The following is a 25556-nucleotide window of genomic DNA, read 5'->3' on the forward strand; positions in this document are numbered from 1 at the left end:
TCATCGCCGGCGGGGCATTATCCTGCCCATCCCTCCCAACGACGACTGGTCTTCATGTTCGCCAAGCTCCCCGGCCTGATCCGTATACCGCTTGCGATGCTGCTGCTCGGCGTCAACATCGTGTTGCACGTGCTGCTGCTGTTCGTCTTTACCCTGGTCAAGGTGATCGTGCCTTTCCGCCCGATCCGACAGGCCTGTTCGCGCGTGCTGGTGGTCATCGCGGAAAGCTGGATCGGGGTCAACAACCACCTGTTCGACGGCTTCACCCGCATCCGCTGGCAGGTGGAAGGGCTGTCCGGCCTGCGTCGCGACGGCAATTACCTGGTGCTGTGCAATCACCAGAGCTGGGTGGACATCCCGGTGCTGCAGAAAGTGTTCAACCGGCGCATCCCGTTCCTGCGCTTCTTCCTCAAGCAGCAGCTGATCTGGGTGCCGTTGCTGGGGCCTGCGTGGTGGGCACTGGATTTCCCGTTCATGAAGCGCTACTCGAGGGAAACCCTGGTGCGCCACCCGGAACTGCAGGGCAAGGATCGCGAGGCGACCCGGCGCGCCTGCGAGAAGTTCCGGCACATGCCGGTGTCGGTGATGAATTTCGTCGAGGGCACCCGCTTCACCCCGGCCAAGCACAAGGCGCAGTCCTCGCCATACCGCTACCTGTTGCGGCCCAAGGCCGGTGGCCTGGCGTTCGTGCTCGATGCCATGGGCGAGGCGTTGCACGCGATCGTGGACGTCACCATCGTCTACCCGGAAGGTCCGTGCACGCTGATGGACCTGATCGCCGGCCGCGTGCACGACATCCGCGTGCATGTGCGCGAGCGTCCGATCGAGGCCACGCTGATCGGCAGTTACGACGAGGACGCGGCGTTTCGCGGGCGGGTCAAGTCCTGGGTGAATACCTTGTGGAGCGAGAAGGACGCCCAGGCGGCACGCATGCAGATGGCGGCGAAGGCCGCACCGACGGGAGAGTGAGATGCGCATCCTGATGCTTGGTGCCGGCGCCACCGGCGGTTACTTCGGCGGCCGGTTGTTGCAGCACGGTCGCGACGTGACGTTCCTGGTGCGGGCGCGGCGCGCGGCCGAACTGGCGCGCAACGGCCTGGTGATCCGCAGCCCCGCCGGCGACGCGGACCTGCCGCCGCCGCCCACCGTGCTGGCGGCGGATCTGCAGGCACCGTACGACCTGATCGTGCTCAGCTGCAAGGCCTACGGACTGCAGCAGGCGATGGCCGACATCGCCCCGGCGGTGGGCCCCCAAACGGTCATCCTGCCGCTGCTGAACGGCATGCAGCAGCTTGATCTGCTGGATCAGCGCTTCGGCGCCGGGCACGTGCTTGGGGGCCTGTGCTTCATCGCCGCCACGCTCGACGGGCAAGGCGTGGTACGGCATCTGAACGACGCGCACGGCATGACCTTCGGCGAACGCGATGGCAGCACCTCCGAGCGCATGCGGCAGATCAGCGCGATCCTGCAGGGTGCCGGTTTCGATGCCCGGCCCAGCCAGGCGATCCTGCAGGACATGTGGGACAAATGGGTATTCCTGGCATCACTGGCCGGCATCACCTGCCTGCTGCGCGGCTCGATCGGCGAGATCGTCGCCGCGCCCGGCGGACGCGCGGCGGTACTCCGCCTGCTGGAGGAATGTCGGGCGGTGGCGGCGCACGCCGGTCACGCCCCCGGCGAAAGCACCCTGCAACGCGCCCGCGGCATGCTGACCGGGAGCGGCTCGACCCTCACCGCGTCGATGTTGCGCGATCTGCAGCAGGGGTATCCGATCGAGGCCGATCATGTGATCGGCGACATGCTGGCGCGCGCGGAGCGGCAGCATGCGGCGGACTCGCTGCTGTCGGTCGTCTACGCCCACCTGAAAGTCTACGAGGCCGGCCGGCTGCGGTCGCCGCAGCCGTGATGCGGAATGATTGGCGCGGATCTGCGGCAGATCATGGTGAGCAGGCCTGAGCGGCATTATCATTTGACGATGACTGCACCGACCCCTCCCGCATTCCGCCCGGCGAGCTCCGCCGATATCGCCGCGATCGTGGCACTGGTCGAATCCGCCTACCGCGGCGAGTCCGGCCTGCGTGGCTGGACCACCGAGTCGCACCTGCTCGACGGTCAGCGCACCGATGCGGCCGATGTCGGCGCCCTGATCGGCCGTCCCGACTGCCTGGTGCTGCTGGCCGAGCAGGACGGCCAGCTCAGGGCCAGCTGCCATATCGAGCGGCAGGGCGAGACGGGCTACTTCGGCATGTTCGCGGTCGACCCGAGCGGGCAGGGCAGCGGCCTGGGCAAGCAGGTCCTGGCCGAAGCGGAACGTGTCGCCCGCGAGGAATGGCATTGCCGTTCGATGCGCATGACGGTGATCGAGCAGCGCGCGGAGCTGATCGCCTGGTACGAGCGCCGCGGCTACCGGCGCACCGGCGAGTACCAGCCGTTTCCCTACGGCGACGAGCGCTTCGGCATTCCCCGTCGCGACGATCTTCGCTTCGAAGTGCTGCTGAAGGAGTTCGGCGGAGCGGTGGCATGAACGGCTGGGTCCGGGTCGGCACGCGCAGCGAGTTCCTGCCCGGCGAATACAAGCTGGTGTGGGACGGCGACACGCCGATCGCGGTGTACAACATCGACGGCGCGCTGTACGCGGTCGAGGACACCTGCACCCACGACGGTGGCGACCTGGCCGGTGGCGAGGTCTTCGGTTTCGAGGTGGAATGCCCGCGCCATGGCGCGCGCTTCGACCTGCGCACGGGCGCGGTGACGAAGCCGCCGGCTTACGAGCCGATCGCCAGTTTTCCGGTGCGGGAGGAGGAGGGGGTTATCTGGACGCGGGATGATCGGTGAGGGGTGTTGTGTTGTTGCGTCGGCGCACACACGGCTATCTTGAGACCTCTTCAGCGCCATTTTCGCGATAACTCCGGAACCGTTTCGATCTCATCGGTAGGAGCGCACCTCGTGTGCGGTGCTCGTTGCGTTCGGCTTCAAGAATGATCGCGCACAAGGGTGCGCTCTTGTCATTTTTCCGGTTGATCGAAGTTGCTTGAATCAAGAGCTTTACGCCGGATCTCTAAAATGGGTCGGAAGCTAACACCATGTGATGAGCCTGCCACACGTCTCTTCAACAAGGACGGATGCCGACTTATCGGCGCGGATGAGCCTAGTCGAAACCCGAGCCTAAGGCGAACAAAAACAAGGACACGGCAAGCAGACCGAGCAAAACCAGCCACTCACGAGCATTGAAATCATTGAAAGGGAATGCAAATGGTTTGAACCCTGACCACCATGGCTTGCCAACCCGTCGATAGTGAGTCGCAACGAGAATATTTCCACCGATGAGCCACGAGGCGAACCCAAGACCGAAGATGACTACTTGAAGTGATGTCATGCACAAATCCCATCTGCATCCACGCAGATGCCAGCTCATAGTCTATTGGTCCAGCGTCCCCTTTGGGTCGGTCTTTGCCCTCCGCAGCTTGCGTAGTCGTCATCGCACCTGTAAGGGCTGTGATCGGCCAAGGCTAGCCATCGGTGGACGCAACCATACGTTCAATTTGGCGGCGCATCCGCCGCTTGGCGATGTACAGGATGCTTACTACCATCAACCAGGCAATCCCCAAGCCACTTATGAGGAATTTCTCCAAGGCCCAGCCTGCCAAGAGCGGGTTCGCTGCACCCTCCAGGAAAGCATCAACGACATAGCCATAGGCAACGTCCGCGAGATCCCACCCAAGCAGACTGCACGGGTGTGCCTGCGCTTCGTTGACTGAGCATCCCATCAGGGACACGAATCCCAGCATTAGGTAGTTGCCGATCACCGGAATCGCCGAGAGCAGGAAGAACCAACAGACCGGGAAAAAAAGGCTGTTGAAGGCAAGACCGACCTTCTTCAACCTGAAGCGCTGGGCGTTCACGGCTTGATCTATACGGTGGCGCCCCTCCCGCGCATCTTCGGTGTGATTCAACCGGTCCGATGTGAATCCCCGCCCCTCCAGCACGGACAACAAGGCCGAAAGTGCGTCGGGAACCAGACCGCCTCGCCGGTAACGTTCCAGCAGCAGCCTTGTGTCCATCGCGTCGAACTGTTCCTGAAGACTGCGAGGCTCTTTACGCATAGTCATTTTTGCCTGGGCTGCGCTGCATCACCATAACAGCGGTTATCGAATACCCGCAAAGACTGTCGCCAGCCTGTCTGTGGAGCATTGGGACCGAAGGGTGGCAACCGGCCAACAAGAGATGGGCAACCACCTAAGTTGCCTGCCGCGAAGCGGCCGTTCGCGGACGGCAGAAATGGGTCGGAAGCCGTTATTGCCAGGCAACGACGTCGTTCCCGACTCTCCTCCTCAGCGGTGATAGATGAAGGCGAGTGACTCGCTCCATTGGGAGGGGGAGCCGAACTGTTTTACCAGCGGGCTGTTGCCGGCGGCGCCGAGCAGGCGTCCGTAGGCCAGGGAGAGGGCGAAGCCGGTGTGTTTGCCGGTTGGCAGGAACAGGTCGTATTCGAGCGCGGCGAGCTGGCTGCCGGCGCCGGGTTGCCATGCGGGTACGTCCAGCGCGCCGGCCTGGGCGGGGCTGATGCCGAAGAAGCGGTTCATCGCGGCGCCGTTCATCGCCTGCCAGCTCAGCTGCAGCGAATGCTGCAACGGCCGGATCGAGGGCAGGTCCCATTCGGCGTAGAGCTTGAGGTAGGCGCCGGCCCCGTTGATGTCGTGGCTGAGGTTGCCGCCCAGATCGAGCCGGCGGGTGAGTTGCCACTCCAGATAGCCGCCCAGATTGATCCGCGGCGGCAATGCGGCGATCTTGCCGGCCAGCGTGCCGAGGTCGTCACGTTGGCGGCCCCACTGGTAGTTGCCATAGACGCCGCCGTGCAGGACGCCACCCTGGATCAGGTCGACCTGCAGGCCGTCCAGGGTGGAGAGGCTGCCGTGTCCGGGCAGTTCGATGTCCACGTACGGGAAGGGCTCGCTGCGCTGATCGCCCGCACCGGACCAGCTGGGCAGACGCTGCATGCCGGCACCGATCGCCAGTATGGGAGACCCGCCGGTACCGGCCATGCCGGTGATCGGCCACAGCAGGCATGCCATGAGCAGCAGGCGTGGGTGGGGCAGGGTGAGGTATCGCGCTTGGATCATGGGCAGCAGCATAGGTGTTGTCGGTGTGACGCGGTGGGCCGAAAGATGTTTCGCTCAGCCGCCGTTCGGCGAAGGGAAAGGGCGCCGAAAGACAGGCTTTCTAACCTGCAAGCCATTGTCACTTGAGTGAACTGTCGATGTCGTTGTCTGGCTGGACCATCCTGTGTGATTTTGACGGCACCATTTCCGTCGAGGACGTGATCGACTCGCTGCTCGACCGCTTCGGGCGGCCGGGCTGGGAGGTGCTGGAACAGGATTGGCGCGCCGGCCTGATCGGCTCGCGCGAGTGCATGGCCGGGCAGGTCGACCTGCTGAAGATGACCCGTGCGGAACTCGACAGCCACCTGGCCGGGCTCTGGATCGATCATGCGTTTCCGGGCTTCGTCGCCAGGGCGCGGGAGCTGAACGTGCCGATCCGCGTGGTCAGCGACGGGCTCGATGTCGCGATCCACCAGATCCTCGGTCGCTACGGCCTGGACGACCTGCCACTGGCCGCCAACCACCTGGCGCCGGCCGAGCCGCCGAAGCAGTGGCAGCTGACCTCGCCGTTCCAGGCCGACGGTTGCCGCAGCGGTACCTGCAAGTGCGCCTGTGTGGCGCAGGCCCGTACCACGGGCGCGAAGACCTTGCTGATCGGCGACGGCGCCTCGGATTTCTGCGCCGCCGACCGCGTCGATTTCGTGTTCGCCAAGCACCGCCTGATCGAGCATTGCCGCGCTGCCGGCATCGACTACGTGCCGATCACCGGCTTCGAGGATGCCCTCGAGTTCCTGCCGAAACTGCTCGACGGCAGCCTGGTCAGCCATACCCATCACGAACCGGTCACTGCCTGAGCCTGACCGGCTCTACCGCTACCCCTTCCGCAAATCCCCTCCCGGATCACAACATGAAAATCGACAAGAACGCCGCCGGCTTCATCGACGACGCGCAACTGCTCGCCGACGAGGCCAAGTACAGTTCCTTCGGCGACACCGTGCACTACGTGGACCCGCCGAAGATCTTTCGTCACGGCGAAGGCAGCTACATGTTCGACACCGCCGGCACGCCGTTCCTCGACCTGCAGATGTGGTACTCGGCGGTCAACTTCGGCTACGGAAACAAGCGCCTCAACAACGTGCTGAAAGAACAGATCGACCGGCTGCCGCAGGTGGCGAGCCAGTACCTGCACCAGACCCGCATCGAGCTGGCCAAGGCGGTGGCGCTGGATGCGAAGAAGAAGTTCGGTCTGGACGGTCGCGTGCATTTCAACGTCGGCGGCGCCCAGGCGATCGAGGATTCGCTGAAGATCGTGCGCAACGCCAGCAACGGCAAGAGCCTGATGTTCGCGTTCGAGGGCGGTTACCACGGCCGTACGCTGGGCGCCTCGTCGATCACCTCCAGCTACCGCTACCGTCGCCGCTTCGGCCACTTCGGCGAGCGCGCGATGTTCCTGCCGTTCCCGTACCCGTTTCGCCGCCCCAAGGGCATGTCGGCGGAGGAGTATTCCGACGCCTGCGTGCGCCAGTTCGAGCGCCTGTTCGAGACCGAATACAACGGCGTGTGGGACCCGAAGACGAACCAGTGCGAATACGCCGCGTTCTACGTCGAGCCGATCCAGGGCACCGGCGGTTACGTGATCCCGCCGATGGGCTTCTTCAAGGGCCTGAAGAAGGTACTCGACCAGTACGGCATCCTGATGGTGTCTGACGAGATCCAGATGGGCTTCTGGCGCACCGGCAAGCTGTGGTCGATCGAGCATTTCGGCGTGACGCCGGACATCGTGGTGTTCGGCAAGGCGCTGACCAACGGCCTGAATCCGTTGTCCGGCCTGTGGGCGCGCGAGGAGCTGATCAACCCGACCGTGTTCCCGCCGGGTTCGACCCACAGCACGTTCAACTCGAACCCGCTGGGCACCGCGCTGGGCCTGGAAGTGATCAAGATGGGTTACGAGCTGGACTACGAGCGCACCGTGCCGTTGAAGGGCGCGCATTTCCTCGAGGGGCTGCGCGACCTGCAGAAGCGGCACAAGGAAATTGGCGACGTCGATGGCCTGGGCCTGGCCCTGCGCGCGGAGATCTGCACCGACGACGGCTTCACGCCGAACAAGGCGTTGCTGGACAAGATGGTCGACATCGGCCTGGCCGGCGATCTGGAGCACAACGGCAAGAAGATCGGCCTCGTGCTCGACGTGGGCGGCTGGTACAAGAACGTGATCACGTTCGCGCCGTCACTGGAGATCACCCACGAGGAGATCGACCTGGCGATCAGCCTGCTCGACCAGTTGCTGACCAAAGCCAAGAAGGGCTGATGTCGGTCGCGCGTGGGCCACGCGCAAGAGGAACCCGGCGATCGCTCGCCGGGTTTCCTTGTTTGTCGCCGTGTGAAATGTCGTCAGGGTGCGCGCTTGAGTGCCAGCACCGCATTGAGCCCGCCGAAGGCGAACGAGTTGCTCAGCGCGGCGCGCACCGGCATCTCGCGGGCCGTGTTCGGTACGTAATCGAGGTCGCAGGCCGGATCGACCTGGTCCAGGTTCGCCGTGGGTGGCACCACGCCATCGCGCAGGGCGCCGACGACGGCGACCAGTTCCAGCGCACCGGAGGCACCCAGGGCGTGGCCGTGCATCGACTTGGTCGAGGACACCGCCAGACGGTCGGCGTGCGCACCGAAGGCGAGGCGAATCGACCGGGTCTCGGTAACGTCGTTGGCCAGTGTGCCGGTGCCGTGCGCGTTGATGTAGTCGATGTCCTCCGGCGCCAGTCCGGCGTCCGCCAGAGCCTGGCTCATCGCGGCGGATGCGCCGTCCGCACTCGGCATCACGATATCGGTGGCGTCGGCGGTCATGCCGCTGCCGGCCAGTTCGGCCAGGATGATCGCGCCGCGCGCCTGCGCATGTTCGAGCAACTCCAGCACGAAGATGCCGGCACCCTCGCCGAGCACCAGGCCGCGACGGTTCGCGCTGAACGGCCGGCAGGTGTCGTCGGCCAGCACGCGCATCGCTTCCCACGCACGCATCGCCCCGTAGGTGATGCAGGCTTCGGTGCCGCCGGTGACGGCCGCATCGGCCATGCCGTAACGGATCATCTGCGCGGCCTGGATGATCGCGTGGTTGGCCGAGGCACAGGCGCTGGCGACCGCAAAGGTCGGGCCACGCAGGCCATAGGCAATGCTGATCTGGCTGGCCGAGGCATTCGTCATCAGGCGCACGATGGAAAGGGGATGCACACGCTGCGCATTCTCCGCGTACAGCCGCCGGCTCTGTTCGTCCTGGGTGGTTTCACCGCCGACCCCGGTACCGACGACCACCGCGGTGCGCAGGCCGAGTTCGGGCCGGCTGAAGTCAATGCCGGATTGCGCGATCGCCTCGCGCGCCGCATGCAGCGCGAATTCCGAGGTGCGGTCGAGCATGGGCAACGTGCGCTCGTCGATGTTTGCCGCCGGGTTGAAGCTGGCCGGCACCTGGGCGGCGATCTTCACGCGCAGTCGATCCGCATCCGGGTGGCGCAGCGGGCCGATGCCGCTGCGGCCTTCGCGCAGGCCCTGCCACAGTGCCTCGGCACCTACGCCGAGCGGGCTGATCGCGCCCATGCCGGTGATCACGACACGGCGCTTCGAATTGGTCTGCATCAGTTCGATCCTTCACCCGCGGCAGCCTTGTCGTCGAGCGCCTTCTGCACGGCGTCGACCAGACTCTGTACCGTGTCGCTGTCGAAGTTGGCACCCTGCTGGTCCGGGAAATTGATGTTGAAATGTTCCTCGATGTCGAAGATCAGCTCGATCGCCTCCAGCGATGCGACACCCAGATCCTTCAGCGTGGACTCGGGTTTGACGGTGGCCAGGTCGATCTTGGCCTGCTTGGCGATGATCTCGAATACCTGCTGCTGGGTTGTATCGTTCATGACGAGTGGACTCCTGGCTGCACACGACAGTGTTATGCCCCATCAAGTCTAGGCAGATTTGCTTACTCATGCCTTTCATCGAACAACTGGAACCGGATGCCCTGCTCGGGGCGTTCATGCAGCATCCCCCGCTGGGTTTCGCGGTGGAGCGGTCGCCGCAGGGCATGCCCTGCTTTGTCGCACCGTTCGACCTGCTGACCACCGCGGACGAGGCGTTGCGTCGCCGGCTCACCCGCCTGCCGGGATACCGCTGGTGGGGGCGCGCGCTGCGCTGGCGTACGCGTTTCGCCGGCACCACCGTCTCCGAGTACGCGCCGCTGCCCCCGACGGTCGCGCCGGCGGCGCTGGCGCAGGGGCTGAAGCTCGCCTACGGGCGGGAATGCCGGCTGCTGATCGTCAAGGACATCGCGCAGGATTCGCCCTTGTTGGACGAGCAGGCGAACACCTATGCGCGGGAGTTCGCCAGCGCCTGCGAGGCTCAGGGCTACGTGCTGCTCGAGGGGCAGGCGCTGGCCTGGGTGCCGATCGACTTTGCCTCCGGCGACGAGTATCTGGCGCGGCTGTCCTCAGGCCGCCGGAAGAACATCCGGCGCAAGCTGCGTTCGCGTGCGCAGCTTGATATCGAGGCGGTGCCCACCGGCGATCCGCGCTTCAGCGACGAATCGACGCTGGCGACGTTCCAGGCCCTGTTCGACAACGTCTACGAGCAGAGCGAAATCCATTTCGACCGGCTGGGCGCGGCGTTTTTCCGCGCCGTGCTGCAGGACGGAAACAGCGGCGGCATCGTGTTCGTCTATCGGCATGCAGGTGAGATGATCGGCTGGAACCTGTGCTACGAGCACGCTGGCAAGCTGATCGACAAGTACGTCGGCTTCGCCTACCCGCAGGCGCGCGAACACAATCTGTATTTCGTCAGCTGGATGCACAATCTGGACTATGCGCGCCAGCGCGGACTCACCCATTACGTGGCCGGCTGGACCGATCCACAGGTCAAATCCTTTCTCGGAGCGAGCATGACCTTCACCCGCCACGCGGTATACGCCCGCAATCCGCTGCTGCGCATGTTGCTGCGCCGGCTGGGCCGTCATTTCGAGAGCGATCGCCAGTGGCAGGCGGCGGAGGCCTCCGATGAATGAGCTGGCCAACCGGCCCGTCGTGCTCGACATCGACCGTTCGGTCGGTGCGCTGCCGCGCCGGCTGGTGCTGCCGCTGGAACACTGGCAGGAGTCGATCCGCTTCGGCTGCTCGCTGGCCGTGATGCGGCGCTTCCGCCACATGCTCGACGAATTGCTGCCGGCCGAGTACGGCACGGTGTTCACCGGCAGCGGCGACTTCCACCATCTGAGCTGGCCCCTGATCGCCCGGCTGCAGACGAAGACGCCGTTCCAGGTCGTGGTGCTGGACAACCACCCCGACAACATGCGCTTTCCCTTCGGCGTGCATTGCGGCTCGTGGGTGCGCAAGGTCGCCATGCTGCCGCAGGTCAGCCACGTGCACGTGCTGGGCATCACGTCGAGCGACATCGGCGGCAGGCATGCGTGGGAGAACTACCTCACCCCGCTGTTGCGGCGGAAACTGACCTACTGGAGCATGGGCGTGGACACCGGCTGGGCGCGACCGTTCGGGCTGGCGCACGCGTTCCGCAGTTTCGATACGCCCGCGGCGCTGGTCGACGCGTTCGTCGAGTCGCAGCGCACGCAGATCCTGCCCAGCTACCTGTCGATCGACAAGGATGCGTTTGCCGCCGAGGTGGCGCATACCAACTGGGACCAGGGCCGGTTGCTGACCGGGCACGCGCTGGCACTGATCGACTGCCTGCGCCGTGGCCTGGTCGGCAGCGACATCAACGGCGAGGTGTCGCACTACCGCTACCGGAGCTGGTGGAAACGCCGGCTGTCGGCGATGGACGAACAGCCCGAGATCGATCCGGCGATGCTGGCCGACTGGCAAGCGCAGCAGCATGCGCTGAACCTCCAATTGCTGGAGGCGATTACCGCGCGCTCCGGTAGTTCCGGCGGGGCATGAAAGGTCTCCCGCGGCCACCCGCGTCGAGGGCATCCGCGGACTGTCCGCCTGCTTCATGGATTATGATCGCCCATCAGTTCGCGGTCGAAAACGCTTCGTGAGTAGCGCATGCAAGCCATGACCGCGTAGGCGGCTGGCACCCGCCACCATCTGCGTATCGGCCGTCTTCCTCGACCGTGCCGTTGCCATCGCCGCAAGGAGCCATCCCTTGGTATCGCCAAAGCCGCCTGACATGCCGCAGGATTCCATCGCCATGGCTACGCCCCGTGGGCGGGACGTGTTCGGCATCCTGCTGGGACTGTACGCACTGATCCTGTATCCGATCCTGCGCGCCGACCGGCCCTACAACGACGACCTGAAACGGGCGTTGATCGGCCGCGCCGGCTGGGACTCCAACGGGCGACCGCTCACCACCCTGCTGATGCGCGTGCTGCAGTGCTACGACCACGCGATGGTGGATATCTCGCCGCTCACCCAGATCGCTGCCATCGGCTTGCTGGCATGGATCGGCGTCCTGCTCGCGCGACGCTACGCGGTCGGTCCGGCGTGGCTGGCGGCATTGGTCGCCTTTCCGCTGGGTGCGCAGCCGTTCTTCCTGGAGAATCTTTCCTACAAGTTCGACGCCCTGAGCATGTGCCTGGCGATGCTGCTGGCCCTGCTGCCCATCCTGCGGCCGGCGACCGGACGGCGCGGCTGGTGGCTGGGCGTGCTGGCCTTGTTTGGCTGCCTCAACCTGTACCAGCCGGCCATCAATCTGTATCTGGTGTTCGTGCTGCTGGACCTGGTGCTGCTGCAGTTGCGCAACGCATCTGCCCGCGAACTGGCGGGTACGGCGGGGATGCGGCTGCTGCAGGTGGTCGTGGGCATGCTGATCTATGAACTGGTGGTGGGCATCCACATCAGCGGATGGGTGCGGCATCAGGCCGAGACGATTCACGGCTGGCGCGAGTTGCCGGTGCTGCTGCAGAATTTCGTCGATTTCTACGCTTTCGTGATCGCCGGTTTCAATGGCCACTGGTGGCTGTATTTCGGTCCGCTGCTGGTTGTGCTGGCGGCGGTTCCGGTGATCGTCGGCGTGCGCCATGCGCTGGGGCGGCGGGCGCTGGAACCGCGCTGGGTCACACCGCTGCTGGTCGTTGCCAGCGTGCTGATGCCGTTGGCGGGCATGGTCTGCGCGCTCGGCCCGATGCTGCTGCTGCGCAAGCCGGAGATCGAGCCGCGCGTGCTGATGGGCCTGGGGGCGCTGCTCAGCGCCGGGCTCGTGGTGATGCTGACGGCGCTGCGTCGCTGGCGGCGCTCCGATGGCTGGAGCCATGCGGCAGGCATCATGCTCGCCCTCGGCATGGGTGTGGTAGCCAGCGCCTATGGCAATGCCATGGGCGCGCAGAAGGCCTATGAGGAGCGTATCGCCGCGCGTCTGGTCGATGATCTGGCCGTGATGCAGGCCGGGCATCCGGTGCACAGCCTGATTGTCGACGGCTCCGCCGGCTACGCGCCGCTGGCCGCGCACGCCGGGGATCAGCTGCCCGTCGTGAGGGCGCTGACGCCGGTCTACCTGACCGACGGCAATGCGTTCGCCACCCGGGGTTTCCTGATGTATTACATGCCCGACCTGGTCGACCCCTTGCACGGAGGGCATACCGAAGCATGGGACCGCAGTGCATCCATCGTTCGCGGTGCTTGCGGGATGCCGCCTGCGGCGATCACGGCGGCGTATCGACTGTTCCTGGTAGGCGATGTGGCGGTAGTGCGGTTTCGCCCCGAGCCGTCGCCCATCTGTGGTGTTCCGCGAGGCCGTCCGGCCGGCCAGCCGGAGTCCGCCTGAATTCCGGCGCCGGCGACCCGGGGGCCGCCGATCAGGGTTCGATCGGGGTGACCGGGAACGGGGTGACCCCGCGTCGGCAACCGGCGTAGTATCTGCCGACGATCAGTATCCACACTTCATCGGAACCGCCAGCATGCCTCCAGCCGCCAGGATCACCGACATGCACGTCTGTCCGATGGTGACCGGTATCGTTCCCCACGTGGGCGGGCCCATCCTGCCGCCCGGGGCGGTCAAGGTGCTGATCGGCGGGCTGCCAGCCGCGCGGGTCAGTGACATGGCGGTGTGCGTGGGGCCGCCGGATGTGATTGCGATGGGGTCCGTCAAGGTCCTCATCGGCGGACTGCCGGCGGCCCGCATGGGTGATTCGACCGCGCACGGCGGAACCATCGTGCTCGGTTGCCCCACGGTGATCATCAGCTAGCAGCGCTCACGGAAAACCGGTCGGCGCGGGGGTGCCGGTCGGGTGGGGGAACCCGGCGTTGCAGGGGAGGGGAGATGATGGTGCAGGGCGGACGAACCATGGCTTGTCGCCGGACGCGCGCTTGAAGCGGGCCTCGTCCAGTCGCGCCCGGCGCAAGCACCATTCGGCCGGCGATGCGGCCCACGCCGTGCGCGCGCTGCTGGGCAGCGCGATCGAGGCGCATCGGGGCGGTCAGCTGGATACCGCGGAGATGCTCTACCGCAGGACGCTGCAGATGCAGGCCGGGCAGGCCGATGCCCTGCATTTTCTGGGTGTGTTGTGTCATCAGCGCAGTCGCAGCGACGAGGGCATCAGGCTGATCCGGATGGCCTTGCGGGCGACTCCGCAACATGCCGATGCGCACAACAACCTGGGCAACATCCACAAGGAAACCGGAAACCTCGTCGAGGCCGAGACCTGCTATCGCAGCGCGCTGGCGTGCAATGCGCAGCAACACGATGCCTTGAGCAACCTGGCGCTGGTGCTGGAGGCAAGGCAGCGGCCGGACGAGGCGTTCGAGGCCTATGCCGCCCTGCTGGCGCAGGCACCGCAACTGGCGCGTGCGCACTACCTGATGGGGATGTACCTGCGCAGCCACGTACGCACCATCGAGGACGTGGAGCAGGCGGTGGTGTGTTTCCGGAATGCCGTTCGCTGCGACGGCGCGAATGTGCGCGCGCTCGATGCGCTGGGCGTCGCGCTGTACATGCTCGGACGTCGCGACGAGGCGATCGGGGTCTATCGTGACTGGCTCGTGCGCGAGCCATCCAACCCGGTGCCGCGGCACATGCTCGCCGCCTGCGGCGGTGAGACGGCGCCGCCACGGGCGGACGATGACTATGTTCGCAATGTGTTCGACGGATTCGCCGAAAGTTTCGATGAGCAGCTGCTGAAGAATCTCGACTACCGTGCTCCCCGGATCCTGGTGGACGCATTGAACGCCGTACTCGATCCTCCCGCCGGTGTGCTGGACGTGCTCGATGCCGGCTGCGGGACGGGGCTGTGCGGTCCGTTGATCAGGCCGCATGCGCGGCGACTGGGCGGTGTGGATCTTTCCGGCGGCATGGTCGAGAAGGCGCGCCAGCGCGGCGGCTACGACGAGCTGGTGGTGGCCGAGCTCACCGCCTACCTGCAGGCCAATCCGGGGGCGTGGGATGTGGTGCTGTCCGCCGACACCCTGGTCTATTTCGGTGATCTGCTGCCAATATTGTCGGCCGCACATGCGACGCTGCGGCCTGGTGGCTGGGTCGCGTTCACGCTGGAGGCGATGGAGGGTGACGGGGATCGCGTCGAATTGTCATCCAGCGGACGTTATCGTCATACCCGCCGCCACGTGGAACGGGTGCTGGCCGCGGTCGGCTTCGGCCGGGTGAATATCGCGACCTCGTCGTTGCGCAAGGAGGTGGGCAAGCCGGTGGCTGGATGGGTGGTGCTGGCGCGGCGCAGGCCGCCGGGCAGTGAGTGAGGGTGGCCGCGACCGGCAAGCGGGACCGGTGCCGATCCGGCGCCGTCGATCGGTGCCGGGTTCAACGACATCGGGGCAAGGATCTGGCCACGGGAAATACTTCTCCCATGGGCGGATCGACAGCGCACAGGCGGCGAGTGGGCCTCCCGCAAGTGATGTGGATATGGTAAACAGACAGGATCGCAAGGCCGCAATCGCGGGCTCGCTGGGGAGATTTGTATGACGCATCGAATGACACTGAAGTCAGACCTCGGTGACAAACTGCTGCCCGCAAGCCTGTCGGGCAGCGAGCAGCTTGGCAGGCTGTTTTCGTACCAGCTGAAGCTGCTCAGCAAGGACGGCGAGATCAAGTTGCTCGGTCTGCTCGGCAGCTCGATGACGGTGACGTTCGAGGCAGACAACTACAAACGTCATTTCAACGGCATCGTCTCGGAAATATCGCAGACCGGATTTGACAGCTTCGGCGACCAGCGTCACGCCGAGTATTCGGTGACGCTGGTGCCCAAGGCATGGCTGTTGCTGCACAAGGTGGATTGCCGCATCTACACCAACATGTCGGTTCCCGACATCGTGAAAAGCGTACTGGCGGAAATCGGCTACGGCGACGTCAGGGTGAGTCTCAGCGGGAGCTACGCCGCGCGGGAATACTGCGTGCAGTATCGCGAGGATTATTTCAATTTCATCAGTCGCCTGATGGAACAGGAAGGCATCTACTATTTCTTCCAGCACACGGATGGCGTGCATACCATGGTGCTGGCGGACTCGCTCGGCGCGCATGCCACGACCAGCGGATTCGCCGAACTGCCCTATCGGCCCCAGACGGCGGGAAGCCGTGCGGCAACGGAAGTGGCGGTCACCGATTTCGCGTCGGCGCGTTCGGTGCAGACAACCAAGTACTCCCTGACCGACTACGACCCGCTCAAGCCGAAGACCTCCCTGCTTGGCGTCGAGACGATCAGCAACGCGGATGACAACCATCCGGTGCCCGGTCTCGAATCGTTCGACTTCCCCGGGGATCACGAGTTGAGCGATGCCGGCAAGCACTATGCGCAGGTTCGCCTCGAGGCGATCAACGTGCCGCAGTCGCAATGCTCGGGTGCGACCAATGCCAGCGGCCTGCTGACCGGTGCGCTGTTCAAGCTGGCGAAATTTCCGCGCAACGAACTGAATCAGGAATACCTGGTCACCGGGTCGACGGTGCACATCGAGAGTGCCCAGGGCACTTCCGGGCAGCAGGATGGCGAACAGTTCTTCTGCAATTTTTCGGTGATCCGGAGCCGGCAGCCGTTCCGCACCATGCCGACCGCGGTGAAGCCGATGATCGTGGGCCTGCAGACAGCCGTGGTGGCCGGCAGCGAGACCGCCGAAGACATTTCCGTGGACAAGTACGGGCGCATCCAGGTGACGTTTCACTGGAACAAGCCGGACAAGAAGAACGCGCACATTTCCTGTCCGGTCAGGGTGGCTTCCTCCTGGGCCGGCAAGAACTGGGGCGCGGTGCATATTCCCCGCGTCGGCCAGGAAGTGGTGATCAGTTTCCTCGAGGGCGATCCGGATCGGCCGCTGGTGATCGGCAGCGTCTACAACGCGGACAACATGCCGCCGTACACCCTGCCTGACAACAAGACGCAGAGCGGCATCAAGAGCCGCAGCCATGAGGGCGGTGCCGCAGAGGATTTCAACGAAATCCGCTTCGAGGACAAGAAGGGCAGCGAGGAGCTGTTCCTGCATGCGCAGAAGGACATGCGCGAGGAGGTGGAGAACGACCACTTCGTGGACATCGATCACGATGAAACGGTCAACATCAAGAACGATCAGACCGAAAACATCAAGCATGATCGCAAGCTGACCGTGGGCAACGACGACAAGCTCGACGTCACCCAGAACGCGACCAGCACGATCGGACAGAAATTCAAGCTCAGCGCCGGCACCGAGATCCAGCTGGTTACGGGAGCGTCCAGCCTCGTGATGAAGAGCGACGGCACGATCGAGATCAAGGGCGTCACCATCAAGATCAACGGCGACGCAACGATGGCGCTCAAGGCTGGCGCGACGATGGACGTCACCTCGGGTGCGCCGATGAAGGTGCATTCCGACGCCATGATGGAGGTGTCTTCCAGTGGCATGACGACGGTCAAAGGGAGCGTGCTGATGCTGAAGGGCGACGGCATGGCGCAGTTGTCCGGCGGCATCATCATGATCGGGTAGGCGGGAGAACGCGTCGATGTCAGCAATCATGCAAGCGTCAATCCAGATGGAACTGTCCGAACCGGCCAGTGCCCTGCTCAAGCCGGACATGACGGCTCAGACGGCGGTGCAGACGCTGGTCGGCGCCGGCCAGGTGCAGGACGCGCTGAAACTGCTCGCCCGGCTGCTGCCCAAGCGCTATGCGGTGGCCTGGTTGTGCCAGTGTGCGCGTGACCAGGTGCTGGATCCCGAGGACAAGGCGGGCGCCTCGCTCGCCGAAAAATGGGTGCGTGAGCCGAACGAAAGCAACCGGCGGGCAGCATTCGAGTTCGCCAGCGCGGGCGGCTACAAATCGGCAGGTGCGTGGGTCGCGGCGGCGGCGGGGTGGTCCGGGGGCAGTCTGGCGCCGGCTTCGCAGGAGACCGCCGTTCCACCCGCGGATCACCTGACCGCCTGCGCGGTGGTGGCAGCGATCAACATGCTGGCGGCCCTGGTGATTGACAAATTCGAGGCCCGGCGCGCCAGTTTCATCGAGCCGGCACTGAATCTGCTCAACGCCGGAGGTTCCGCCACGGGCGGCACCTGAGACGCTCGCAGCGGGCTTCCGCGGCTTGCCCGGCAACGGGATGGACGATACGATGGCGAGGGGTAGTTCCGGGGTGTATTGCCGAGTGGTCCGTCGGCCTCGATGTGGGATTTCGTCGTTATGGGCAGCCATGCCGAACGGCGGGCGGTTCCATCGTTCGTGAACGATCGGTCAGGCTGGAATTTTCGGGATGCCCGGCTGATTGCATGTGTAGCGGTGATTCATCCGTCACCGTCCTGGTTGGCTGATTGTTGCAAGGGGAAACAAGAGCGTGCCGATGTCGCAGACCCTGATCCTTGCAGTCGCTGGCCATCAGGCTGCCCAATTCGGCAGCCGTAGCAGCAGGAAGTTCGAGGCCGCTGGCGGAAGCATCGGTCGTTCGGAGGACTGCGACTGGGTGCTGAGCGCCTCGGGGGTGTCTCGCGTGCACGCGATGATCCGCTTCCTCAATGGCATGTATTTCATCGAGGACCGCAGTACCAACGGCATGCTTCTGAATGACGCGCCGCTGGTCAAGGGCGATCCCTCCGCGCTGAAGGATGGCGACCGCTTGCTGATCGATACCTTCGAAGTGGAGGTTCGTCTGCAGGATGCCGGTGCCGCGTCGGCGATGCCCGATCTGCTTGAGCCCGCGGCGGCAAGGGCGCCGGCAGCCGGTTCGGCCGCCATGTCGCTGGACCCGCTGGACTTCGGACTGCTTGATTCGACTCCGCGTGCCGCGCCCGGTCAGCCATCGGCTGCCATTCCGATGGACGCGGAGCTGATTCCCGACAGCATCGGCAAGAGCACCGGTAGCGAGCTCGATCCGCTGAGTTTTCTGGGGCCGGCCGGTACCTCGTCCGGACTCCTGTCCGGTGCCACCACCGGCAATGCCAGTTCCAATTGGAATCATTCGGCGAGCACGGAAGATTATTTCCGTCCGCCGATGACCATCGATCAGCGGCAGCCGGACGCCCTCCCGGAGAACTGGGACCTGACGATGGGCGACTTCTCGTCGCCACCCGCCTCGTCGAGCTCGGTGTCCGGCCAGCCGGCACAGGCTCCGGTGCCGGCACAACGACCCGTCGCGGCGTCGGCTGCGGTGGCCATCGCAGGCACCACACTGCCACCGGACGTGGACGAGATATTCCGTGTCGTGGTCGACGGGGTCATGGATGTCCTGCGTGCGCGCGCCGAGATCAAGAATACGTTCCGGTTGCCGGTCACGATCATCCAGCGTTCCGAAAACAACCCGTTGAAATTCGCACCGACACCGGACGAGGCGCTGCAGAAAATCATGGCGCCGTCGAATGGCGCTTTCATGTCCGGCACGGCGGCGTTCCAGGATGCCTTCGACGATATCCGTTGCCACCAGATGGCCATGCTTGCGGGAGTGCGGGCGGCGTTCGAATCGCTGTTGGTGCATTTCAATCCCGACCGTTTCGAGCAGGAGGCGGATGGCGGCTCGAAGCGTTCGGCCTTCGCCGGCAAGGGCAAGTACTGGGAAAGGTACCGGGAACATTTCGACGGGCTGTCACGGGATCCCGACGAATGCTTTCGCCGGCTGTTCGGTGACGAGTTCGCGCGAGCCTATGAAGAACAGTTGTCACGCCTGAAATCGGCGCGGAGAATGCAGCAGTCGAAACATCACTAGGGCGCCGGGGGGCGCTGTAGTCGCAGGAAGGAAACATCCAAGGGACGCGTTGGCAGGCCGCATGCCGTCGACGCCGGAATACCCGGCAGCGCAGCCGGATGAAATTCTCACAGGGGCGGGCGCGACGCATGACGGATAACAACAAGGTCGTCTGGAGCGAAGGACTATTCCTTCGTCCCCAGCATCTGCAACAGCAGGAACGTTACCTCGAACGTTTCGTCGAACTGCGCGCCGGCAGCCTGCGTCCCTACACCTGGGGCTTCTCGGAGCTGGAACTCGAGACCGATCTGCTGGCCATCGGCAAACTGGGCATCAAGCGCGCGCGGGGCGTGTTCCCGGATGGCACGCCTTTCTCGATGCCGGGCGACGATCCCTTGCCTCTGGCGCTGGAGGTCGACGGCAACTGGCGCGACCAGACCGTCTTTCTCACCCTGCCGTTGCGCTCGCCGGCCCAGCCCGACAGCGGTCGCCCCGACGCGCCGGCCGAGAAACTGTTTCGCTTCCGGGTACGGGAAACAGAGGTGCGCGATGCCTCCGGCAGCGTCGACGGGCTGACCCCGCTGGAAGTGGGGGGACTCAACAGCCGTCTGTTGCCGCAGTCGCAGCCGCTGGAAGGCCTGGCCCAGATTCCGCTGGCACGGATCGTCGAGTGCCGCTCCGACCGACGCGTCATCCTCGAGGAATCCTTCATGCCGACGGCGCTGAGCTGCCATGCGGCACCGCGCCTGACGACATTCCTCACCGAATTGCTGGGCCTGCTGCATCAGCGCGGCGAGGCGCTGGCCAGCCGGGTGGCAGTGACCGATCGCGGTGGCGCGGCCGAAATCGCCGATTTCCTGCTGCTGCAGGTGGTGAACCGCTACCAGCCACTGATCGCACATCTGGCTGCGGCGCCGATCCTGCATCCAGAGGATTTCTACCGGGTGCTGGCCGGCATGGCCGGCGAGTTGTCCACCTTCACCGTGGCCGGCAAGCGCCCGCCGGCGTTTCCGCCGTATCGGCACGAGGCGCTGTACGAAAGCTTCGAGCCGCTGATCGTGGCGCTGCGCAACAGCCTGAGCGCGGTGATGGAGCAGACCGCGATCCCGATCCCGCTGCAGCAGCGCAAATTCGGCGTGTGGGTTGCCGTGGTGCCGGACCTGAGCCTGATCGACACCGCTGCCTTCGTGCTGGCGGCCAAGGCCGATCTCAAGTCCGAGGACCTGCGGCGACAGTTGCCGGCGCAGTCGAAGATCGGTCCGGTGGAGAAGATCCGCGACCTGGTGAACCTGCAATTGCCGGGCATTCCGGTCACGCCGATGCCGGTGGCGCCGCGCCAGATCCCGTACAACTCCGGCTACCTGTATTTCGAGTTCGACAAGAATTCGCCGATGTGGCGGGCGCTGAAGACGTCCGGCGGCATCGCCTTCCATTTCGGTGGCGAGTTCGCCGGTCTCGACCTGCAACTGTGGGCGATCAGAGGTTGAGCGCATGAGCAGCAACGGTCCCAAGGGCCCCAACGACGACGATCCCCTGCGCGACGCGACGGTAGTCCGGCCGCGCTCCGGGGCGACACCCGCCGCACCGCCCCCGTCTGCGGCAGCCGCTCCGAAACCGGCCGTCGCGCAGCCGCGTGGCCCGGCGCCGCGTGCCGACGCCGTGCCGACGGCGGCGATCAGCGATTTTCTCGGCGGCGGATTGAACGCGCTGGTCCAGGCGGCCAGTCCATTGCTGCTGCTGGCGGTGCAGTTGCGCAACAGCGTGTCGCAGCCGGATGCCGCTCACCTGCGCGACCAGGTGATCGCACAGGTGCGCCAGTTCGAGAGCAACGCCCAGGCAGCCGGCATCGCGGCGCAGACGATCACCGCGGCGCGCTACGTGCTGTGCGCGACCCTGGACGAAGCGGTGATGAACACGCCATGGGGCGGCCAGAGCGGCTGGGCGGCGAAGACGCTGCTGGTGGTGTTCCACGGCGAGTCCTACGGCGGCGAGAAGTTCTTCGTCATCCTCGATCGCCTGTGCGCGGACTTTTCGCGCCACATCGATCTGATCGAGCTGATGTACATCTGCCTCGCCCTGGGCTTCGGCGGGCGTTATCAGATCGAGGCCGACGGCCGCGCAAAACTGGCTGATATCCAGGAGGAGCTGTATCGCCGGATCAAGGCGCAGCGTGCCCCGGCGGCGGACGAGCTGGCGCCGCACTGGAAGGGCATCGAGGACCGGCGCAACCCGCTGGTCCGCTACGTGCCGCTGTGGGTGATCGTGGCAGCCGGCGCCTGCCTGTTGCTCGGGGCCTTCCTGTATTTCTATACGCGACTGAACGAGCTTTCCTCGCCGGTCAGCGCGCAGGTCGCGCAGATCGGGCTCAAGGGCGCCGTGCCGCCGGACGAGTCGCGACTCCGGCAGGCGCAGCCGAAGGTCGAGCGCAAGAGCCTGAAGCAGCTGCTGGCTCCGCAGGAGCAGGCCGGTGCGCTGACCGTGGACGAAAAGCCGGACGGATCGGCACTGGTGCGACTCAATGCGACCGCCATGTTCGCCTCCGGCGGCACCGAGGTTTCCGCGCGCCAGATTCCGATGCTGCACGCGATTACCGCGGCGCTGAACCAGGTGCCGGGGCGGGTGATCGTGGTCGGCCATACCGACGACCAGCCGGTGCATTCGTTGCGATTCAAGGACAACTACGCATTGTCGGCCGAACGGGCGCGTGCGGTGCTGCAAATCCTGAGTCAGGGCATCGACAACCCCGGCAGGCTGGAATCCAGCGGGGCAGGAGCATCGCAACCGATCGCGCTGCCGCCCGACCTGCCGGCCAATCGCGCGCGCAACCGCCGCGTCGAAATCCTTTACAGCCCGGAGGACTGAACATCGTGGGCAAGCTTCTTGCGCTGTTCAAATCCCGCCTGTTCATCACTCTCGTCGGCCTGTTGCTGCTGTCGTTGCTGATCTGGTTTGGCGGTCCCTACCTCGGCTTCGGTGAGTCGCAGCCGCTGGCCAGTCCGATCGCACGGTTGCTGTTGATCATCGTGATCCTGGTGATCTGGGCAGTCTGGCTGCAGGTCCAGCAGATGCGGGTGCGCGGCAAGACCCGCCAGATGGCGAGCGAACTGAGCGACCAGGGCGAATCCGCCGGTGGCGGCGAGCGCAACGAGCGTTCCTCCAACGAGCGGGCCCAGTTGCAGGGGCGCTTCCAGGAAGCGGTCGAAACGCTGCGCAAGAACCGCAGCGGCGGCACCAATCTGTACGCGCTGCCGTGGTATGTGGTGATCGGCCCGCCGGGTTCCGGCAAGAGCACGCTGCTGCAGAATTCGGGCCTGAATTTTCCGCTGTCGAACAAGTTCGGCAAGGAAGCGATTCGCGGCGTCGGCGGCACCCGCAATTGCGACTGGTGGTTTACCGACGAGGCCGTGTTCCTCGACACCGCTGGTCGCTACACCACCCAGGATTCCGACCGCGGTGCCGATGCCTCGGCGTGGGAGGAATTCCTCAACCTGCTGCGCAAGTACCGCAAGCGCCGGCCCATCAATGGCGTGATCGTCGCGATGAGCCTGTCCGACCTGCTGACCCTGGACGCCAACGGCCGGCAGCAGCACATCGTCGCGATCCGCCAACGCCTGGACGAACTGGCCAAGCATCTGCGCATCGGTGTGCCGGCCTACCTGGTGTTCACCAAGTGCGACCTCGTCGCCGGCTTCACGGAATTCTTCGACGACCTCAATCCGGAATTGCGCAGCCAGGTCTGGGGCATGTCGTTCCCGGTCGACAAGACCATGGACGGCACGGCGGCGAAGCAGTTCATCGACGAATTCAACCTGCTGCTCGAGCGGCTGAATACGCGCATCCTCGATCGGCTGCATGGCGAGCGCGACCGCAGCCGGCGTGCGGCGATCCTGTCGTTCCCGCAGCAGCTCGGTGCGCTGCGCGAGATCACCCGGCAGTTCGTCGAAGGCGTGTTCACGGGGCACCAGTACGATGCGCCGCTGTTGCTGCGTGGCGCGTATTTCACCTCCGGTACGCAGGAAGGCACGCCGATCGACCGCATGATGGGGGCGGTCGCGCGCACGTTCGGTCTGGATGCCTCGCGCCTGCACGTGCCGGGGGCGCAGAGCCGCACGTTCTTCGTCGAGCGCCTGCTCAGGCACGTGCTGTTCAAGGAGTCCGGTTTTGCCGGGACCAATCCAAAACTGGAGCGGCAGAAGATCCTGCTGCAGGCGGCGTCCTACATCGGCGTGCTGCTGGTGTGCGGCCTGCTGATTTTCGGACTGGCCAGCAGTTACCGGCGCAACGGCAATTATCTGGCGCAAGTACAGGCCGCACTGCAGAAATACCCGGCGCAGAGCGACCTTTCTCTGGCGCCGAACCAGCAGGCGTATTTCGCGCTGGTGCTGCAGCGGCTGGAAGCGCTCTCCGCTGCGGTGGACGTTGCCGAACAGCACAAGGGCGATGTGCCGCTGTCGATGCGTTTTGGCCTGTATCAGGGCAATGCGGTCGGCGACGAGGTGAGCAACGCGTACTTCCGTGAGCTCAACGGCATCCTGTTGCCCGGTGTCGCCTCGCAGTTCCGTGCCGGTCTGGCCGCGAATGCCGCCGACCCGCAGATGCTGTACTACTACCTGAAGGGTTATCTGATGCTGGGCGAACCCAGGCATCTCGACCACGACGAAATCGTGGCCCTGGCCGGCATCGAATGGCGTCGGCTGTTTCCGAACGACGTGGTGCTGCAGAAAGCACTCACCAAGCACTTCGATGCACTGGTGGCGCACGAGGGGCGTCTGCGCGCGCTGACCCTGGACAGCAACCTGGTGGAGCAGGCACGCAATACGCTGCGTACCGCGGATCTGCCGACCCTGATCTACGGCAACCTCAAGCTGACCGCCGACAGCGGCGCCTATCCGCCGCTGCGACTGGACAAGGAACTCGGCCTGCTCGGCAACGTGTACCGACGCAGGAGCGGTGCGCCATTGTCCGAGCCGCTGCCGGCGCTGTTCACCCAGCCCGCGTTCAAGAACGAGGTCGACAAGGGCATCGAGCAGGCGGTGACGAAATTCGCCGCGGATGACTGGGTGTTCGGTGCGGCCAAGATCGACTCGCTGCAGAAGGCTCGCCTGGCACAGCAGGTGCTGGCGCTGTATGAGCAGGATTACATCAAGGCATGGGACGCGATTCTGGCCGATCTGGAGTTGCAGCCGATCAACAACATCCAGGATGCCAGCGCCATCGCGGCCAAGCTCGCCGGCCCGAATTCGCCGATGAAGCTGCTGTTGAAGGTGGTTCGCGACAACACCAGCGACCTGATGCGCGCGCCACCGGCCGATGGCGCGGACAAGGCCGAGGACGTGGCGAAGAAGCTGGCGCAGAAGCGGGCCACGCAGACTGCGCTGGCCCGTGCGCTGGCCCAGGCCGGCGCCGGCGATGGCTCCGGCGCGGCCGACCCGGCGACCGAGAAGCCGGGGCAGGTGATCAGCGATCACTTCGAGCAGATCAACCAGCTCAGCGAAGGTGCGCCGGGCGCGGCACCGATCGACCAGACGCTGAAGGTACTCGACGGTCTCAGCAGAACCCTGCTGACCATGGGGGATTTCAGCTCCACCGCAGGGCAACCCAACCCGCAATTGCTGATGGCGCAACAGGCGGCGGCGCAATTGCCGCCGCCGGCCTCCGGCTGGTTCGCCGCGCTTACCGGCAAGAGCCAGGCGCTGGTGGCCAGCGGTACCAAGGGGGCGCTCGACGATCAGTACCAGCAGGCAGTGGCGAAGGACTGTGCCGAGTTCACCCGCGGCCGCTACCCGTTCTCGCCGTCCAGCAACAACGAGATTCCGTTGCAGAACTTCGGTGAGATGTTCGGCTACGGCGGTCGCTTCGACAGCTTCTACACGCAGACGGTCGGCAAGCTGATCGATGCCAGCGGGCGCAACTGGCGATGGAAAGCCGGGCCCGGTGCGGTCAGCGGTTCGGCCGGCATGCTGGCGCAACTGCAGGGGGCCGACCTGATCAAGCAGATGTTCTTCCGCAGCGGCAACATGCCCGAAGTCGATTTTACCCTGCTCACGCCGGTCCTCGATCCCGCCATCGGCAAGCTGGTGATCGACGTCGATGGCCAGAAGTACGAATACCAGCCCGGCGGTCCGACCAACGTGACGATGAAGTGGCCGGGTCCGGCGCCGGGCCGCGTGTCGATTTCCGCCTATGACACGGCGGGCTCGTTGCTGACCACGTTCGACTATCGTGGTGACTGGGCGTTCTTCCGTGCGCTGCAGGCGGCCGGCCTGCAGAAGCAGTCCGACCTCCGTTTTGTCGCCAGTTTCAATTTCGGCGGGCGCGTGGCGAAGGTGACGATCCAGGCCAACAACCTGAAGAACCCCTTCCTCAGCCATGCGCTGTCGAGCTTCCGGTGCGGGGGCTGA

22 protein-coding genes are annotated in these 25556 nt (G+C 65.2%); 17 read left to right on the forward strand and 5 right to left on the reverse strand.

All coding sequences use genetic code 11. The features are described 5' to 3' along the window. Positions 1–54: 54 nt before the first annotated feature. The 4 genes from ACFPPA_RS04530 (at position 55) to ACFPPA_RS04545 (ending at position 2835) form a co-directional block, all read left to right on the forward strand. Entirely contained in the window at positions 55–969 is a 915-nt protein-coding gene (locus tag ACFPPA_RS04530) for an acyltransferase (protein ID WP_377317672.1), read from the forward strand. A 1-nt stretch (position 970) separates the two neighbouring features. Then, positions 971–1906, forward strand: a complete 936-nt coding sequence (gene panE / locus ACFPPA_RS04535) for a 2-dehydropantoate 2-reductase (RefSeq protein WP_377317674.1) — start codon at positions 971–973, stop codon at positions 1904–1906. Between the two features lie 69 nt (positions 1907–1975). Then, a complete protein-coding gene (locus ACFPPA_RS04540; RefSeq protein ID WP_377317676.1) occupies positions 1976–2524 on the forward strand; it encodes a GNAT family N-acetyltransferase in 549 nt (182 codons plus the stop codon). After that, positions 2521–2835 carry a non-heme iron oxygenase ferredoxin subunit gene (locus tag ACFPPA_RS04545; protein ID WP_377317678.1) on the forward strand — a complete coding sequence of 105 codons (315 nt, stop codon included), beginning with the start codon at positions 2521–2523 and terminating at the stop codon, positions 2833–2835. The genes ACFPPA_RS04540 and ACFPPA_RS04545 overlap by 4 nt, the downstream gene beginning before the upstream one ends. A 313-nt stretch (positions 2836–3148) precedes the next feature. Here the strand turns inward: ACFPPA_RS04545 and ACFPPA_RS04550 are convergent, their stop codons facing one another. From ACFPPA_RS04550 to ACFPPA_RS04560, 3 genes are all read right to left on the reverse strand, one after another. Further along, positions 3149–3376, reverse strand: coding sequence for a hypothetical protein (locus ACFPPA_RS04550; protein WP_377317680.1), 228 nt, complete (start codon positions 3374–3376; stop codon positions 3149–3151). 133 nt (positions 3377–3509) lie between these two features. Beyond that, entirely contained in the window at positions 3510–4109 is a 600-nt protein-coding gene (locus tag ACFPPA_RS04555; RefSeq protein WP_377317682.1) for a hypothetical protein, read from the reverse strand. A gap of 222 nt (positions 4110–4331) precedes the next feature. Next, on the reverse strand, positions 4332–5120 hold the full coding sequence (locus tag ACFPPA_RS04560; protein ID WP_377317684.1) for a MipA/OmpV family protein: 789 nt from the start codon (positions 5118–5120) through the stop codon (positions 4332–4334). Positions 5121–5257: 137 nt separating this feature from the next. Between ACFPPA_RS04560 and ACFPPA_RS04565 the strand changes: the two genes are divergently transcribed. Next, positions 5258–5953: an MtnX-like HAD-IB family phosphatase gene (locus tag ACFPPA_RS04565; RefSeq protein WP_377319451.1), complete on the forward strand. Its 696-nt coding sequence runs from the start codon at positions 5258–5260 to the stop codon at positions 5951–5953. A gap of 53 nt (positions 5954–6006) precedes the next feature. Beyond that, positions 6007–7407, forward strand: coding sequence for an aspartate aminotransferase family protein (locus tag ACFPPA_RS04570; protein WP_377317686.1), 1401 nt, complete (start codon positions 6007–6009; stop codon positions 7405–7407). A gap of 83 nt (positions 7408–7490) precedes the next feature. Here ACFPPA_RS04570 and ACFPPA_RS04575 read toward each other — a convergent pair whose 3' ends face one another. Both ACFPPA_RS04575 and ACFPPA_RS04580 read right to left on the reverse strand, forming a co-directional pair. After that, positions 7491–8723, reverse strand: coding sequence for a beta-ketoacyl-[acyl-carrier-protein] synthase family protein (locus ACFPPA_RS04575; RefSeq protein ID WP_377317688.1), 1233 nt, complete (start codon positions 8721–8723; stop codon positions 7491–7493). Beyond that, positions 8723–8995 (reverse strand): acyl carrier protein, encoded by a 273-nt coding sequence (locus ACFPPA_RS04580; RefSeq protein ID WP_377317690.1) that lies wholly within the window; start codon positions 8993–8995, stop codon positions 8723–8725. The genes ACFPPA_RS04575 and ACFPPA_RS04580 overlap by 1 nt, the downstream gene beginning before the upstream one ends. 68 nt (positions 8996–9063) lie before the next feature. Here ACFPPA_RS04580 and ACFPPA_RS04585 point away from each other — a divergent pair, with 68 nt between their 5' ends. The 11 genes from ACFPPA_RS04585 to tssM all read left to right on the forward strand — a co-directional run bounded on the left by ACFPPA_RS04585 (position 9064) and on the right by tssM (position 25556). Next, a complete protein-coding gene (locus ACFPPA_RS04585) occupies positions 9064–10131 on the forward strand; it encodes a peptidogalycan biosysnthesis protein (protein ID WP_377317692.1) in 1068 nt (355 codons plus the stop codon). Then, positions 10124–11020, forward strand: a complete 897-nt coding sequence (locus ACFPPA_RS04590; RefSeq protein ID WP_377317694.1) for a hypothetical protein — start codon at positions 10124–10126, stop codon at positions 11018–11020. The genes ACFPPA_RS04585 and ACFPPA_RS04590 overlap by 8 nt, the downstream gene beginning before the upstream one ends. A 253-nt stretch (positions 11021–11273) precedes the next feature. Next, on the forward strand, positions 11274–12845 hold the full coding sequence (locus ACFPPA_RS04595) for a glucosyltransferase domain-containing protein (protein ID WP_377317696.1): 1572 nt from the start codon (positions 11274–11276) through the stop codon (positions 12843–12845). A 133-nt stretch (positions 12846–12978) separates the two neighbouring features. After that, positions 12979–13266 carry a PAAR domain-containing protein gene (locus ACFPPA_RS04600; RefSeq protein ID WP_377317698.1) on the forward strand — a complete coding sequence of 96 codons (288 nt, stop codon included), beginning with the start codon at positions 12979–12981 and terminating at the stop codon, positions 13264–13266. Between the two features lie 187 nt (positions 13267–13453). Next, a complete protein-coding gene (locus tag ACFPPA_RS04605; protein ID WP_377319452.1) occupies positions 13454–14770 on the forward strand; it encodes a tetratricopeptide repeat protein in 1317 nt (438 codons plus the stop codon). Between the two features lie 219 nt (positions 14771–14989). Continuing rightward, positions 14990–16978: a type VI secretion system Vgr family protein gene (locus ACFPPA_RS04610; RefSeq protein ID WP_377317700.1), complete on the forward strand. Its 1989-nt coding sequence runs from the start codon at positions 14990–14992 to the stop codon at positions 16976–16978. Between the two features lie 16 nt (positions 16979–16994). Continuing rightward, complete coding sequence (locus ACFPPA_RS04615) at positions 16995–17543, forward strand: DUF6931 family protein (RefSeq protein WP_377317702.1); 549 nt, start codon at positions 16995–16997, stop codon at positions 17541–17543. A gap of 277 nt (positions 17544–17820) precedes the next feature. Beyond that, positions 17821–19176, forward strand: a complete 1356-nt coding sequence (tagH, locus tag ACFPPA_RS04620; RefSeq protein ID WP_377317704.1) for a type VI secretion system-associated FHA domain protein TagH — start codon at positions 17821–17823, stop codon at positions 19174–19176. Between the two features lie 128 nt (positions 19177–19304). Continuing rightward, complete coding sequence (tssK, locus tag ACFPPA_RS04625; protein ID WP_377317706.1) at positions 19305–20642, forward strand: type VI secretion system baseplate subunit TssK; 1338 nt, start codon at positions 19305–19307, stop codon at positions 20640–20642. A gap of 4 nt (positions 20643–20646) precedes the next feature. Further along, positions 20647–22017, forward strand: coding sequence for a type IVB secretion system protein IcmH/DotU (gene icmH, locus ACFPPA_RS04630; RefSeq protein ID WP_377317708.1), 1371 nt, complete (start codon positions 20647–20649; stop codon positions 22015–22017). 5 nt (positions 22018–22022) lie between these two features. Continuing rightward, positions 22023–25556, forward strand: a complete 3534-nt coding sequence (tssM, locus tag ACFPPA_RS04635; RefSeq protein ID WP_377317710.1) for a type VI secretion system membrane subunit TssM — start codon at positions 22023–22025, stop codon at positions 25554–25556.

It is taken from the genome of Rhodanobacter ginsengisoli (assembly GCF_042657065.1).
GTDB lineage: Bacteria > Pseudomonadota > Gammaproteobacteria > Xanthomonadales > Rhodanobacteraceae > Rhodanobacter > Rhodanobacter ginsengisoli.